The 15,912-nt window shown below is 40.6% G+C and carries 13 protein-coding genes; 9 read left to right on the top strand and 4 right to left on the bottom strand.

Annotated features, from left to right (window positions below; translation table 11 throughout):
• Window positions 1-55 precede the first annotated feature (55 nt).
• On the top strand, window positions 56-1,075 hold the full coding sequence (gene ansA / locus AC5JQI_RS09345; RefSeq protein WP_493914533.1) for an asparaginase: 1,020 nt from the start codon (window positions 56-58) through the stop codon (window positions 1,073-1,075).
• A 25-nt stretch (window positions 1,076-1,100) separates the two neighbouring features.
• Entirely contained in the window at window positions 1,101-1,748 is a 648-nt protein-coding gene (gene pncA / locus AC5JQI_RS09340; protein ID WP_493914651.1) for a bifunctional nicotinamidase/pyrazinamidase, read from the top strand.
• A gap of 83 nt (window positions 1,749-1,831) precedes the next feature.
• Here the strand turns inward: pncA and AC5JQI_RS09335 are convergent, their stop codons facing one another.
• Together AC5JQI_RS09335 and msrB are read right to left on the bottom strand one after the other, a co-directional pair.
• Entirely contained in the window at window positions 1,832-2,113 is a 282-nt protein-coding gene (locus AC5JQI_RS09335) for a YeaC family protein (RefSeq protein ID WP_493914532.1), read from the bottom strand.
• Between the two features lie 319 nt (window positions 2,114-2,432).
• On the bottom strand, window positions 2,433-2,846 hold the full coding sequence (gene msrB / locus AC5JQI_RS09330) for a peptide-methionine (R)-S-oxide reductase MsrB (RefSeq protein WP_493914531.1): 414 nt from the start codon (window positions 2,844-2,846) through the stop codon (window positions 2,433-2,435).
• Between the two features lie 341 nt (window positions 2,847-3,187).
• On the opposite strand from msrB, the gene gapA reads away from it, so the two are divergent.
• Both gapA and AC5JQI_RS09320 read left to right on the top strand, forming a co-directional pair.
• Window positions 3,188-4,183 carry a glyceraldehyde-3-phosphate dehydrogenase gene (gapA, locus tag AC5JQI_RS09325; RefSeq protein ID WP_237386456.1) on the top strand — a complete coding sequence of 332 codons (996 nt, stop codon included), beginning with the start codon at window positions 3,188-3,190 and terminating at the stop codon, window positions 4,181-4,183.
• Window positions 4,184-4,349: 166 nt separating this feature from the next.
• Window positions 4,350-5,231, top strand: coding sequence for a D-hexose-6-phosphate mutarotase (locus AC5JQI_RS09320; RefSeq protein WP_493914530.1), 882 nt, complete (start codon window positions 4,350-4,352; stop codon window positions 5,229-5,231).
• 144 nt (window positions 5,232-5,375) lie between these two features.
• On the opposite strand, the gene dadX is transcribed toward AC5JQI_RS09320, so the two are convergent.
• Window positions 5,376-6,443 (bottom strand): catabolic alanine racemase DadX, encoded by a 1,068-nt coding sequence (dadX, locus tag AC5JQI_RS09315; protein WP_493914529.1) that lies wholly within the window; start codon window positions 6,441-6,443, stop codon window positions 5,376-5,378.
• A gap of 17 nt (window positions 6,444-6,460) precedes the next feature.
• On the bottom strand, window positions 6,461-7,762 hold the full coding sequence (locus tag AC5JQI_RS09310) for a D-amino acid dehydrogenase (protein ID WP_493914528.1): 1,302 nt from the start codon (window positions 7,760-7,762) through the stop codon (window positions 6,461-6,463).
• Window positions 7,763-9,027: 1,265 nt separating this feature from the next.
• On the opposite strand from AC5JQI_RS09310, the gene AC5JQI_RS09305 reads away from it, so the two are divergent.
• The 5 genes from AC5JQI_RS09305 to AC5JQI_RS09285 are packed head-to-tail and all read left to right on the top strand — an operon-like array spanning window position 9,028 to window position 15,903.
• Window positions 9,028-11,181, top strand: coding sequence for a type VI secretion system Vgr family protein (locus AC5JQI_RS09305; RefSeq protein WP_493914527.1), 2,154 nt, complete (start codon window positions 9,028-9,030; stop codon window positions 11,179-11,181).
• Between the two features lie 23 nt (window positions 11,182-11,204).
• Entirely contained in the window at window positions 11,205-13,802 is a 2,598-nt protein-coding gene (locus AC5JQI_RS09300) for a DUF2169 family type VI secretion system accessory protein (RefSeq protein WP_493914526.1), read from the top strand.
• Window positions 13,799-14,866, top strand: coding sequence for a pentapeptide repeat-containing protein (locus tag AC5JQI_RS09295; RefSeq protein WP_493914525.1), 1,068 nt, complete (start codon window positions 13,799-13,801; stop codon window positions 14,864-14,866). The genes AC5JQI_RS09300 and AC5JQI_RS09295 overlap by 4 nt, the downstream gene beginning before the upstream one ends.
• A gap of 14 nt (window positions 14,867-14,880) precedes the next feature.
• Window positions 14,881-15,501 carry a DUF3540 domain-containing protein gene (locus tag AC5JQI_RS09290; protein WP_493914524.1) on the top strand — a complete coding sequence of 207 codons (621 nt, stop codon included), beginning with the start codon at window positions 14,881-14,883 and terminating at the stop codon, window positions 15,499-15,501.
• 9 nt (window positions 15,502-15,510) lie between these two features.
• Window positions 15,511-15,903 (top strand): DUF4150 domain-containing protein, encoded by a 393-nt coding sequence (locus AC5JQI_RS09285; protein ID WP_237386452.1) that lies wholly within the window; start codon window positions 15,511-15,513, stop codon window positions 15,901-15,903.
• Window positions 15,904-15,912: the final 9 nt, after the last annotated feature.

Here is a 15,912-nt window from a genome sequence, read left to right as displayed (position 1 = left end):
TTCTGCACACACCCTATAATCCAATCCGGTTAAATATGTTTATCGAGGCATTATCATGCAGAAGAAATCCATCTATGTTGTTTACACTGGCGGCACAATCGGGATGCAGCATTCCCCCAATGGGTACATTCCCGTTTCTGGCCATTTGCAACAACAGCTCACCAAAATGCCCGAATTTCACCGCCCAGAAATGCCAACATTTACGATCCGTGAGCATCAAACCCTGATTGATTCTTCTGATATGAGTCCTGATGACTGGGGTATCATCGCAGATGATATCTGTCAGAATTATCACGATTATGATGGTTTTGTTATCCTGCATGGCACAGATACCATGGCTTTCACTGCTTCAGCACTCTCTTTTATGTTTGAAAATCTGAATAAACCGGTCATTGTGACAGGGTCACAAATTCCTCTGGAAGCTCTGCGTTCTGATGGGCAGACCAATCTACTTAATGCGCTCTATCTTGCAGCCAATTATCCTATCAATGAAGTCAGTCTTTTTTTCAACAATAAATTGTTTCGTGGTAACAGAACGATCAAAGCTCACGCGGACGGTTTTGATGCTTTCTCATCCCCTAATTACTCACCACTGATGGAAGCAGGAATCAATATCCGCACCTTCAAAACAACCCCCATACCAACCAACCACAGCGAATTTGTTGTAAAACCAATCACGTCCCAACCAATTGGTGTTGTGACCATTTATCCTGGATTATCCAATCAGGTTGTTGAAAATATCCTTATGCAGCCCGTCAAAGCATTAATTTTACGATCATATGGTGTTGGCAATGCGCCCCAGTGTTCTGCGTTGCTGAAAACATTGAAAGAAGCAACCGAACGAGGGATCATCGTCGTAAATCTGACACAATGTATTTCTGGTCGGGTCAATATGGAAGGTTATGCTACTGGTCACTTTTTGGCGACATCGGGTATCATCAGTGGTTATGATATGACTTTTGAAGCAGCCTTAACTAAACTGCACTATTTATTGAGTCAACCCTATACACCTGAAAAAATACGCCACCTGATGCAACAAAATCTGCGTGGGGAATTGAGCTATTCCGATGAATAATAAATTAGGTAAATCGAGAGATATGATGAAAACAGCATTATTGCTTATCGATCTACAAAATGACTTCTGTACCGGAGGAGCACTGGCAGTCAAGGAGAGTGACACTGTCATTAAGGTTGCAAATGAAATCATTGCGCTATGTCAGAGAGACACTAATCAGGAAAACATCGCTATCATCGCAAGTCAGGACTGGCATCCAGCCGGCCATATGAGTTTCGCGGCAAATTCCGGGCAGAAAATCGGTGAATTGGGCGAACTCAATGGCATTCCTCAAGTGTGGTGGCCTATTCATTGTGTACAAGGGCAATTTGGCGCAGAATTCCACCCCACATTAAATCAATCCGCGATCCAAGAAGTTTTCCGAAAAGGTGAGAATCCTCAGATAGACAGCTACAGTGCCTTCTTTGATAATGATCATAAAAGCAAAACCCGTTTACATGGGTGGTTAAAGGAACAGAATATACAGCGTCTATTTGTATTGGGCATCGCCACCGATTACTGTATCAAATTTACTGTGCTTGATGCTTTAATACTGGGCTATGAAACCTATGTGATTGTCGATGGTTGCCGTGGTGTCAATATTCATGCCGATGACAGCAAGCACGCACTCGAAGATATGGCCGCAAAAGGCGCTAAATTAATCTCACAAAGTGAAGTAATAACGCTTTTATAAACAAGCCAAGAGCCTATCCTATTAGGCTCTAGACATTATCTATCCCCATTTCTGCCAGGGAGAGGCTTTCATTACAGTTTAATTCAATCTTCTGCCTGAGGTTTTAATTTAGCAACCATTTCAGATTGGAACGTTGCTTTTAACTCTTGTTTGCTTTTTATGGTAATTTCACCATTTGTGCCAATCGTCATATGTTCAGGATCATGATTATGTTTAGCTTGCCAAAGCATCACTACCTGTAAACTGTGTTCTTTCTGTTCTGGCGTAAGTGGTACACCATCCTGCCATTTTCCTAATTCAACAGCCTGAACTAATCGCTGATAAATTTCCGGCGTCATAGCAGAGAGTAAATCATCCAACTTCATCGATATTTCCTTAACGGCTATATTTGCGCTGAAACATTTGTAATACGAAACGGTAATGCATGTACTATTCACACTACTACAAACTGACACTATTACACATTAATATTGTTATTGATTAATACTTTTACAAATTGATATATACCTGCCTTCCTTCAAGTTGCCGCTGTGTTGAATTTGCATTCTTACCGCTGCGCTGCAACTCAAAATCTATTGGTATAAGCTATAAATTGACGTCAAGCTGAATCGTTTCTTTATGAGTATTTACACTTAACTGTTAAAGTCAGCATTTCATATAAGCCAATTCTCTTCAGTAATAACATTAACCTGCTGTTTCATCACCAGTTTCTTCATCAACAAAACGCAATGATGCTGAATTAATGCAAAAGCGTTCTCCCGTTGGTTTAGGCCCATCAGGAAAAACATGCCCCAAATGAGCCTGACAATAGCTGCAACGCACCTCTATTCGATGCATATTATGAGAATAATCATCAAGATAAGTGATGGATTCATCATTAATCGACTGGTAAAAACTCGGCCACCCGCAACCAGAATCAAATTTAGTATCAGAAACGAATAAGGCTTGACGGCAACACAGGCAATGGTAAGTACCACTTTTTTTGTTGTGCAGTAGTTTTCCTGAAAATGGCGGCTCAGTGCCTGCTTCCTGAGTAACATGGCGCTGCATTGCATTAAGTTTTTCTATGGAAAGAGAAATATTTTGACTTTTAGCCATAATGACCACCTTTGAAGACCAATATTTTCAATAAAAAAATCATCAAAAACAACAAAAAAGTAACATCATGATGTCAAAATGCATTCTAACCCATTCAACACAGCAATTTAGTTTACTAATTGTGATAACTCTCACATATCTAATCTATGGTAACTTTAAATATATCCCTATACCCCGATAATAGTGCGCGTAAAGCTTGTCACGACTGCACAGCAAGCGTTCAGGCAGTGATTATGATTGATCTTTTTCAATTGTTGACACGATTCCGCTTGACGGCTGGCAAGATTTTGGTAACTTTAGAAACAACTTTTAATTCACTAAAAAATAGCTGGTGGAATACTATGACTATCAAAGTAGGTATTAACGGTTTTGGTCGTATTGGCCGTATTGTTTTCCGTGCTGCACAAGAGCGTTCAGATATTGAAATCGTTGCTATCAACGATCTGTTGGATGCAGAGTACATGGCTTACATGCTGAAATACGATTCAACCCACGGCCGCTTTAACGGTTCTGTTGAAGTTAAAGACGGTCAGCTGGTTGTTAACGGCAAAACCATCCGCGTTACATCTGAAAGAGATCCAGCTAACCTGAAGTGGAACGAAGTGGGTGTTGATGTAGTTGCTGAAGCAACTGGTATCTTCCTGACCGACGAAACTGCACGTAAACACATTGCTGCGGGCGCGAAAAAAGTGGTTCTGACCGGCCCATCCAAAGACGACACACCAATGTTTGTCATGGGTGTAAACCATAACGCCTATGCAGGTCAGGAAATCGTTTCCAACGCATCCTGTACTACTAACTGCCTTGCTCCACTGGCTAAAGTTATCAATGACAAATTCGGCATCATCGAAGGTCTGATGACTACTGTTCATGCAACAACTGCTACTCAGAAAACCGTTGACGGTCCTTCCGCTAAAGACTGGCGTGGTGGTCGTGGTGCAGCACAAAACATCATCCCATCTTCTACTGGTGCAGCAAAAGCAGTAGGTAAAGTTATTCCAGAACTGAACGGCAAACTGACTGGTATGTCTTTCCGTGTTCCTACTCCTAACGTTTCTGTTGTTGACCTGACTGTACGTCTCGAAAAACCTGCAACTTACGCACAAATCTGTGACGTAATCAAAGAAGCGGCAGAAGGCGAGCTGAAAGGTATCCTGGGTTACACTGAAGATGATGTTGTTTCCACTGATTTCAACGGCGAAAAACTGACTTCTGTATTTGATGCAAAAGCAGGTATTGCCCTGAACGACAACTTTGTCAAACTGGTTTCTTGGTATGACAACGAAACAGGTTACTCTAACAAAGTTCTGGATCTGATCGCTCATATCTCTAATTAATTGAGTTTTATACCCAATAGATTTTAAGGGATGGTCCACGTTCAAAAGCCATCTGTGAACAGATGGCTTTTATGTTTATCTCTACAAAATTTATATTTTCAAAAGATTGAGCTATTCTTGAACCTTGGTTCAACTACCAATTCAGATTTACATAAGGTCATGACAGATGCACGATAAAATTTTCTCATTACCGGTTGTAGAGCAGATATCCCCTTATATCAGCCAACGGAATATTGATGGTTTTCCATTGATTGTCGTTTCCCATCCCAAAGCTCGTGGCGCTATCAGTATTCAGGGTGCGCACCTCATCACATGGCAACCTAGCGGTGAAAAACCGGTATTATGGGTAAGCGATAAAACTGCTTTCAGTGCCGGAAGCGCCATTCGTGGCGGTATTCCCATCTGCTGGCCCTGGTTTGGACCGTCTGCTGCCCCCAGTCACGGGTTTGCACGGCTATTGCCCTGGGAACTCAAAGCACATAATGAAAATAATAATGGAGTTATTTTAACATTCACACTACAGGATAGCGCCTATACCCATCAATTATGGCCACATGAATTCACACTGATTGCTCGCTTTAAATTAGGGGAAACCTGTGAAATAGAGTTAGAGTCTCATGGTGAATATCAAGCAACCTGTGCCCTTCACTCTTACTTCAATATCAGCGATATCAGCCAAATCCGGGTCAGTGGGCTTGGTGGTCATTTTATTGATACCGTCGCAGATAAAGAGCAATATGTTCATGAAGATTTATTTTTCAAAGGACGAACTGATCTGATTTATACAGAGCCAGAAGATTTTAGTCTGCTCAGAGATCCACAGTGGAAAAGAACGATTGAAATTCATCATTATCATCATAGCGATGTGGTGTGCTGGAACCCCGGAGCTGCTCTTTCCAGTAGCATGAAAGACATGAGTAAAGAAGGTTATAAGAATATGGCTTGCATTGAAACTGCACGCATCAATAGCCCATTACTACCTAAGAATGGCAACCCTGACAGACTTTCTGTTGTTATCCGCTGCCGAAAAATCGCTGATGCTGGCTAACCTGAATTTTGGTTGTCTATGCTTCTGGATATCTCCTCCCAAGACATAAGCGCTGCATCTTGATACCCATTAGGTGTAGATAAGACAGGCACTTATCCTAAAAACAATCAAGAGAAATGCCTGAAAAAACTCATAAGAAGGCTGTCAATCAACGATAACAGGGACACGCCTTGCTAATGCACATAAGAGTTCATAACCTATGGTTCCTGAGGATTCTGCAACTTCATCCACTGGTAAGTTTTCCCCCCACAGCTCGACAATGCTGCCTATGTCTGCCTGTGGACATGGGGTCAAATCCACTGTCAGCATATCCATTGATATAGCACCCAATAACTGAGTACGAACGCCATCAACCATAACGGGAGTACCTGTCGGGGCATGCCGTGGATATCCGTCTGCATAACCACATGCTACTGTACCTACGCGCATGGTCTGCTGAGTCATATAACGGCTGCCATAACCAATTTTGTTCCCGCTGGGAAGCTCGTGAACTGCAATAATTTCACTTTGTAATGTCATGGCTGCTTTCAACCCTACATTCGCAATATCACGCCACTTTCCGCTGGGAGAAGCACCATAAAGGACAATGCCCGGTCGGATCCAATCCCCATGCGTCTCAGGATGCCACAAAACAGCACCAGAGTTTGCCAGACAATGAGAAAGAGAATTCATCTGCAAACGTTCAATAACCGCTAATTGTTCTTTAACACCGATTTCATTATCCGAATTGGAAAAATGGGTCATTAAAGTCACTGAATTGATATTTTTAATCCCTTTCGCCATTGAAACTACCTGTGGATATTCTTCGGGAGTGAATCCCAACCGATTCATTCCGCTATTAAGCTTTAGATAGATATCAATGGGCCTGTCCAATTTGACTTTTTCTATCACCTCAAGCTGCCAATGGCTATGTACTGCGGTTGTCAGGCAATGCTGATTAAGGATCTGCAAATCGCTTGATTTGAAAAACCCTTCCAATAGGAGGATTGGTCCCTGCCATCCCTGTTCCCTTAAATAAATAGCTTCATTCATGTCGAGCAGTGCAAACCCATCTGTCTGCATGAGTGATTGCCATACTCTGTCCAATCCATGCCCATATGCGTTCGCCTTTACCACCGACCAGACTTTACTCTTACCGGTTTTTTGGCGAATAACAGCCAAATTATGGCGGAGCGCATTGAGATGGATCGTTGCCAAAATAGGACGTGGCATGACGACCTCTTCTTAGTTTACGCAGTATGTAAATAAGGCTTCATTGGAAGCACTTTTATATTGAATCCATCGATATATCTGAATACAGAAAGATCATCTGCCGCAATATCCGTTTTTTTGCCAGAAATTAAATCCGACAACAACTTTCCTGAACCACAAGCCATTGTCCAGCCCAGTGTTCCATGACCCGTATTTAAATAGAGATTCGGATATTTGGTCGGGCCAACAATAGGAGTCCCATCTGGCGTCATAGGGCGTAAGCCTGTCCAGAACGAAGCCTCGGTAATATTGCCACCACTGTGGTAAAGATCTTGCACAACCATTTTCAGTGTTTCACAGCGGTTCTGAGGAACATTCAGGTTAAAGCCGACCACTTCAGCCATACCACCAACACGAATTCGGTTATCAAAACGGGTAATCGCAATCTTGTAAGTTTCATCCAGCACAGTTGAAGCAGGTGCTCTTGACTCATCGGCAATTGGCATGGTCAATGAATAACCTTTCATTGGATAAACCGGAATGTTGACGTAATCTTTCAAGATATTTGTCGAATAAGCGCCCATCGCTACCACATAACTATCCGCAGTCATGACACCACCATTACATTGGATACCTGTGATCTTGTCTCCATCCACTAAAATCTGCTCAACCTGCTTGTTGAATATAAACTTCACACCGATATTTTCTGCCATTTTTGCCAGTTCCTTGGTAAAAATCTGGCAATCACCCGTTTCATCATTCGGGAGTTGTAACCCGCCAGTCAATTTATGGGAGACATGAGCAAGAGCCGGTTCCACTGTCGCCAACTGCTCAGCAGTCAATAACCGGTAAGGAACACCTTCCTGCTCCAGCACTTCAATATCATTGGCAGCATTATCAAACTGCTTGGCTGTCCTGAATAGTTGCAGGGTTCCTCCCTGGCGACCCTCGTATTCAATCCCCGTATCTGTCCTTAATTGTTTCATGCAATCCCGACTATATTCTGCCAATCGAACCATTCTGCTTTTATTCATGGCATAGTGGCTTGCATCACAATTGCGCAGCATCTGCCACATCCAGCGGATTTGAAACAGCGAACCATCTGGACGAATAGCCAGAGGTGCATGGCGCTGGAACATCCACTTTATTGCTTTCAGCGGAATACCCGGTGCCCCCCAAGGTGTTGCATAACCCGGAGAGATTTGACCAGCATTACCGGCACTGGTTTCTTCAGCAGCACTATTCTGGCGATCAATTACGATAACTTCGTGCCCTTCCTGTGCAAGATACCATGCGCTAGTTACACCAATAACACCACTGCCTAAAATAAGGACCTTCATTCTGCCCCCTATCCATATCGGTGAAAAATATCCGCAAGCATAATATGCTGAATATAAAAATCCAATACAGAATAATAGCCTGTAACACAATTAGTCAATATTTAGGACTTGAATCACATTTTCATCACAAAACACAAACACCTATTTTATTTTAAAAAATGGAGGAATACATTAAATTCAATTAAAATCAACAAATTAAAGAAAAATTAAATACTGTTAACCCACTTAAACCCTACTATTAAAGTGATTATGACGGCGAATAATAGACATTATATTCACAATTAATAATTGCAATAAAAACCAAAAAATAAATATTTTAAAGAATAATATTCTTTACTGACGTGGATTGGTTAGAATAATAATTTAAAAAAATGAATTATACAGATTACATGAAATTACAACGACAATTGGCGACGAGTGGTTTTCTTCAACTCATTGTTATACGTCATGTAACGTATGTTAAGGCACAGCACTATCTTAGAAAATTATTTATATACTGTCGTCTTTCAAATTGCATCTTTGCTGACTACACCTTGCTGACTATATTTCTAAATCCTTTGAGTATAGATTCAATTTACATTCAGTATCAGAAGCTATTTTTACCTCAATATCAAGGCTCATACAATAATCATAAATATCAAATCAAACCATTAAATTCACAATCTAAAATAGAAAATAAATATGATAAATTACTAACACGATAATTAAATCAATATACTATATTAAACAGAATCCAACCTATAATAGATAAATGAAAGCAAAAGGCCTCATCAAAATTCAATGTATTTAATAATCAACAAGTTAATTGATTACATTATCATCCTAAAAAACCAGAGAGAACCGTTATTGAAAACACGTTTCTGACCACAGTATAGATTCCTTACATTAAAATCCTTATTTAACAAATATATAATTGCATTTTTAGAAAAAACAACAAACCAATGTTATATGTAAATTAAACAAAACAGCATTCATTAATTGAAAATAGCAAGCTTTATGCTTAAATCAATATTATTGGGAAACTAATCACTCTGTATGTTATCCCCAATTTATATAAATTTCTTGTTCTGCAAGGAATATACAGTGATTTTACCTTTAATTTTTGTGAGTTTCTTGGTATCCAAGAAATATGCGGTAGCTATATCTTTAATTCCTGTGAATTTCTTGGTTTGCAAGAAATATGCGGTAGCTTTATCTCCAATTCCTGTGAATTTCTTAGTTTGCAAGGACTACACGGTAGCTTAAATAAGCGCAAGGGAAATATTATGAAGAGAAACTTCATCGTCCACGCCGCAGTATCTGAAAAATCCCTGTCTTTCAAGTCGCTTAAAGGAATTGAAAGATTATCAGAAGCCTATGAATTCGAAGTTCAATTATTGAGTGAAAAAAGATTAGATAACCCAATTTCTCTGCGTAATACAGTACTGACTTTAGAAATAAAAAACAAATCATTACCAACAAGATATTTAAGCGGTTATATAGAAAAAATAGTTTATTCACCGTTTTATAAAAATGACAGCGGATTTTATTTATACACTACCACAATCAGACCTAAGTTATCGGAATTGAAAAAAAAAGTTGGTTATGGAATTTGGCAAAATAAAACAGTGCCAGATATTATTTCAGCATTATTAAATAAATCAGGAGTTCTCTTCAAAAATCAACTCATTGAAAAATATCGCACATGGGAATATTGCGTTAAACATAATGAAACTGACTTCGATTTTATTCATCGCCTGATGGAGCATGAAGGGATTTATTACTATTTTAAACATGATATGGGAAGCCATACCATGGTTTTGGTGGATTCACCCCAATCACATGAGCCTATGCCCGGATATAATAAACTGGAATATAATAATTCATTAGATAAGCATTTTCAGGGATATATCTATGAATGGGACGTCTGTAGTGTCACCATCCCGAACACTTATAGTATAGATGACTATAATTTTCGCAAACCACGCGCTAAATTATATACAGCCATCCAAACACCTGCCAGTTCTATTGATAATACCGAAATATTTATTTGGCCGGGACACTATACAGAACATGCTCAAGGTCAATTTTACGCCCGTGTACGCCAACAGGCTCACGAAGCACAAAGTGAACTGATTGATGGAAAAGGAAGTATCGTGGGAATAGCTCCGGGCCATACTTTTACACTATCACTGCCTAATGGAATTAAGGGTGATAACCACAATGACTATTTAATTACAGCTGCGCACTACGATTTTTATGAATCCTCCGACATGTCCTCCCCGGATTTTTCTAAGAAAAAATCAGGGACTCTTGAAGACAACATTGTTGTCGATTTTAACGCTATTCCTGCTAACACTCACTGGAAACCTTTGGCTATTACCCCCTGGCCAAAAGCAAACGGCCTTGAAACTGCTGTCGTTACCGGTCCCAAGAATAAGAAAATATGGACTGATAAATATGGCAGAATAAAAGTGAAATTTCGTTGGGATAAAGACGACAAACAAGATGATACCAGCTCTTGCTGGGTACGTGTTGCCAGCCATTGGGCCGGCTGGCGGTATGGCAGCATATATGTTCCCCGTGTAGGTGAAGAAGTCGTTGTCAGTTTCGTCAATGGTGATCCTGACAAACCTTTAGTCATCGGCAGTACTTACAATAATGAGAATATGCCTCCCTGGGAACTGCCTAAATATGAAACCCGTGTCGGTATTATGTCAAATACAAAAGGGGGTAAACATGAGCAGGCAAACTATCTGTTTTTAGATGATGAACCAAACAAAGAGTTATTTGATTTGCATGCCGAACGGGATATGAATATCTCAGTGGAAAATGATAAAAACGTCACAATTGATGGCAATCGCACAACTGAGATAAAAAAACAACAAAAAGACACTGTGCAAGATAGTGCCAGCTTTATTTATAAAAAAACCCATGAAACAACTATTGAAGAAAAAGATACATTAACCATCAAAGGTGGCCAGCAAGAAACCATCCAGAATGGGCGAAAAACAGAAATAGATGGTGGAGACACTTATAAACTTAATGGAAATCTGAATGCAAAAATTGATGGGAATTGGGTACAAAATATTACAGGAGTTACAACGATTTCAAGCCCTAATCTTATTACAATAAAAAGCGACACAAACGTAGTAATAGATTGCCCTCAAACTTTTTGGTCAGCTAAAGTTTTATCTATTTCCTTCATAGCAACCAACATATTTATTACCGGAACATCAACCACCCAGACAGGACATAATACCAATATAACAGGAACGAACTTATCATCAATAGTGTTTGATGTTAACGATTCTAATACGTCTATCAGTAAAGCAAATACAAAAATAGATAAAGCAACGATGTCATTAAACAATTCAGATGTATCAATAAAGAAATCAAACACCAATATTTTAAACAGCGCTTTACATATCATCAGTTAAAAAATATTTATCTCAGGATTTCAATGAAAATTATTAAGCCCTTGCGTTTGAGCATGCTTTATCGACCCTATCGTTGGTTACAAAAAAATCATCTTGGGATTTCTGCTATGGCGCTGGTCGATATGAGTTCCACTCCACGCTTGCGTCCAGAAGCAGAACTTTGGCAACTGGCGGAAAATGAGTTGAAAACCTGTAACGGCATTATTGATCTCGCTATACCTAAACCCTGTGCTGAATTTCTGGCAACAGGATATGTCTACACTCACCATCAGACAGATAAAACTGCGTGTACTGCGCGTATTCAGATAGAGAAGTTAGAAAAAAACTTAGTTGCTTTTGGTGACCGTTATTGGGTTGATGATATTCCTTCAAAACCCCAACCTTTTGAACAAATGCGCTTGGATTGGGATCGGTCTTTTGGTGGTAAAAACTATACTGATAATCCAAACGGTATCGGTTTCGAGCCAGAAGTTCTGGAAGATGGGATGAAAATTCATCGACTGCCCAATATCGAAATGATGCACAATCGATTGAAATCAAAACAGCATTTATTGTCACAACAGGAAATACCTGCTCCGGCAAGTTTTTGTCCCCTGGATTTTATCTGGCCGAATCGTTTTACCCGCATAGGAAAAAAGTACGACAAAGCGTGGTTAGAAAACCAATTCCCTGGCTTTTCTCATGATATTGATTGGCGGTTATTCAATGCAGCACCAGAAGATCAATGGTGGGAAGAAAATACTACCCTGCCGGAACAAGCAGCATGGCGGATTTGGAACATGCACCCGGAAAAACCTGTACAGGAAGGTCGTTTGCCATCATGGAAAGCACGGTGTTTTATCAAACGACTGCGCCTTGACGAAGAAATTGTTGAAGAAGTCGTCATGCGCAATACAACAGTGTGGTTCTTTCCCCATTTAGAACAAATGATTTTAATTTGGCATGGAACCATACAAGTTAATGAAGATGATGCCAAAGATGTCTTGCAAATGATATCGGCACTGGAATTGAGCGATAAGCCCCGTTCGGAGAATCATTATCTACAGGTTCTTGAACAACGGATGGATAAAGAAAAAGGTGCCTTATACTCTTTTCGGGAAAAGGATCTCATTCCTGAAGAAGCAATTGGTTCATGGTTGGATACAGAGCTTCCACAAATTGACTCTCCGTTGCAGAAAATTTTCCAAAATCGGGAAAAACGCCTGCGTGAGCAGCAACAAGAGCGATTGGCTGAATATGGTAAAGATATCAATACACTGCTTCCCGTTGAAACAGAGCAAACCACTCATTCCAAGCTGACTAAACTGGATGAGTTACCGGAGTTTGTGGAGAAAATCGAACAGGATATTGCCCAGAAGCATGCTAAAGCTGAATTGAAACGGACAGAAATGATTGCCAAAGCTAAAGAACAAGGCATAGACACCGAAACATTGACCCAAGAATCTCAGGCTCGAGGGCCGGAAACTCTTCATCGAATGCGGGATATGTTGCGCCAGCAGCAAAATAGAATGGAACTCAGTGATAAAGCTCTGGCTCAAATAGAACAATCAATACACACAATGTACCTCTCGTCAGTACAATCACAATCTCCAGCCCTACGTTTAACCGGCAATCTTTCACAGATTATTCGGAAACGAGTACAGAATATCATGCAGCAAGGGGGGAATTTCAGTGGCATGGATTTTACCGGCGCGGATTTATCCGATCTGGATCTGCGGGGAGCCAACTTTTCTCAAACATTATTGGAAAACGCCTGTTTAAATCATTGCCAACTGGATGAAGCCAATTTCAGTGAAGCTATGTTGGCCAGAACAGAGATCTGCCATGCTTCACTGCGGGGAGCCAAATTGGATTCAGCCAGTCTGACACTGGCTAAATGTGAGCAAAGTGATTTTTCTGCTGCAAGTTTCAATAAAACCCAATTACAGGAAACACGGTTTGATCGCTGTTGCTTTAATCATGCCATATTCACAGGCCTATTCTTGCAACCGATCTTTATTACACATTGCGACTTCTCATATTCACAATGGAAAGAGTGTACGTTTATGGAACTTGAACTTCCTGCACTCAATTTCCATCATGCAAATCTGGATAAAATTTCATTTATCAAATGTAATCTAGAGCAAGCGATTTTTGATAACGCGGAATTAGAAAGCTGTTCATGGGTAGAAACAAAAGCAAACGGGAACCGGTTTCGTTCAGCTAAACTATTGACCTGCGCATTTGCTATGAGCAGTGAGGTTAATCAGACAGATTTCAGCCATGCCACATTGACAGAATGTAATTTGCGTCAGATGCCACTGATCAATTCAAATTTCTACGCAGCAACCCTGAATAACAGTGACCTTAGTGAGTCCAACTGTCAGTCATCCGATATGCAGTATTTGAACGCAACAAACAGTATCTTTACCAGAACCGATTTTCGGGGTGCCTTACTGAATCATGCCAATCTGGCAGGCGCACTTATGCAAAAATGCAGTTTCAACAACGCAGAATTGCAGGAAGCCAACTTATTCCGCACAGATATGTCCCAATCGATTATTGATGATTCAACCTCAATCACCAATGCTTACATTAATCGAACCAAAACCTTCCCCAAACGTGATAAGGAAGTGATATGAGTTCACTCACAGCTGATGAGTTAGTAGATAAAATAAAACAGGGTGAGATTATTGAAAAAATCAGTTTACAGAACATATCACTAACCGGACGTGATTTATCCGGAGGAATTTTTAAAGAAGTCAATTTATCAAGTGCCGATTTTTCTCAGGCTCTCATAAAAGAAACCGTTTTTACCGAATGTCAAATAGAAGAGGCTGTTTTCAATGCAGCTACGCTTGAAAAAAGTGTTTTTGAGAAATGTAATCTCGCTCACACAATCTTTAACAAAAGCACATTAACAGACAACATATTCAATCAGTCTGTTTTAAATAAAACACAATTTTCCGCGACAAAACAGAATAATACCCAGTTCTTATCTAGCTCACTGCAATATGCGGATTTCAGCCACAGTCATTTTGAACGCGTCACATTTATTGATACCCCCATGGATCGAATCAAATTTCGTGACAACCACTTTTTTCTGGTTACTTTTTTTCGGCAGGACTTACGGAAAGCTGATTTTTCTGCCAGCGAATTTACCCGGGTGGTTTTTTTTGAATGTGATCTCCGTGGCCAGAATTATCACAAACAACAATTTAAAATGTGCCAATTCACCAATAGCCAGCTTGAAAAAGTCAATTTCAGCCACGCAGTATTAACTAATTGCAATTTCAAAGGTGCCTTTTTACAAGATGCCTTAATATCAAATGTCAACGCAACTCAAGCATTATTTATCGAAGCTAATTTAACCCGGGCCTGTTGCAAAAACAGTGTATTTAAACAAGCCATTTTTGTCAGTGCATGTCTCGAATCTGCCGATTTCCGGCACAGCCAACTATCAATGGCAATAATGCACAAAGTTCATGCAGAGAATACTCAGTTTACAGGCTGTAATATGCCTTATGCGGATTTCTCTTATGCGAACATCAACAACAGTGATTTTCGTACAGCCCATTTTATGAGAACACTTTTTCATCGTACCCAACAGGCCGGAACATTATTTTCTGACCGGCAAGGCATTCTAGAAAATGATCCTGAGTTATTCGCTGCTGAAGAGTGGAGTATGCAACACAATAAGATTTAATCGGGAGAATCAACATGACAAAACCGTCTTATGCACTTTCCTCATATACCTTTACGACCGAGCCATTGCAACAGATGACCGGACAAATCATCAGCATTCATCAGGATGGAAGTTTTATGGCGGAAAGCCAGCACAACCGCGGCTGGCACTGTCGGCGCGCTGCCAGTTGCCTATTGGCACCAGATATAGGAGATAGCGTACTCATTACGCAGGTCGAGAATCAACTCTGGATTTTAGCCATATTAGAACGGGCTGAACAGCAACAACCCGCAGAGATCAGCGTTCCCGGCGATCTGACTATCACGTCCCACGGTAATCTGAATATGAATAGTAATGGATTAAATATCACAGCCAACAGCGGGAACTGCCATATCAGTGAAATGCAATACAGTGGAGAGTCATTGTCTGCATGGGTGTCAATTACCCGCTTAGTTGGCAATCAATTTGAATCTCTCTGGCAGACAGTGACACAACTGAGCAACCGGTTATTTCGCCATACGACACAAACAGAGAAAGTTCATGCGGGACAGTTAGATATGCAAGCTGAAAACTATGCGCGATTACATGCTCAACAGACGATCGTGACAGCAAAAGCTATCACCAAAATAGATGCTGAACAGATCCATATCGGCTAAGGGGAAATTATGTTTGCCAATACTCAAGGTGGCGGTATGGATATGGCGGCTCCCGATATTTGCTTAACCCCCATGCTTACACCAGTACCCATTGCTTACCCCAACACGGCGCAAGGAACGACCGGTGTCAGCAATGCGTTAAATATTCTATTTATGGGTTGTCCGGCTCACAACTTGGCAACAATCATTCCTTTGACAACCGGCGATAATGCCGGCACTAATCTTGGCATAGCTTCCGGCACGGTAATGGGACCATCCCGTCATTCAATGGGAGCCAATACTGTTTTACTTAAAGGTAGCCCTGCAACACGGCTTTCGGGAATGACTATGCAAAACTCAACTAATGCGGTGGGTTCTCGCATTGTGCCGAGCCAAACAAAAGTACTTATCGCCGCATCCTGAAGTTTTTTA

Source organism: Xenorhabdus sp. XBWT (assembly GCF_059072735.1).
The sequence above is the reverse complement of the archived record's forward strand: the minus strand, read 5'-3'. Positions and strand labels throughout refer to the sequence as shown.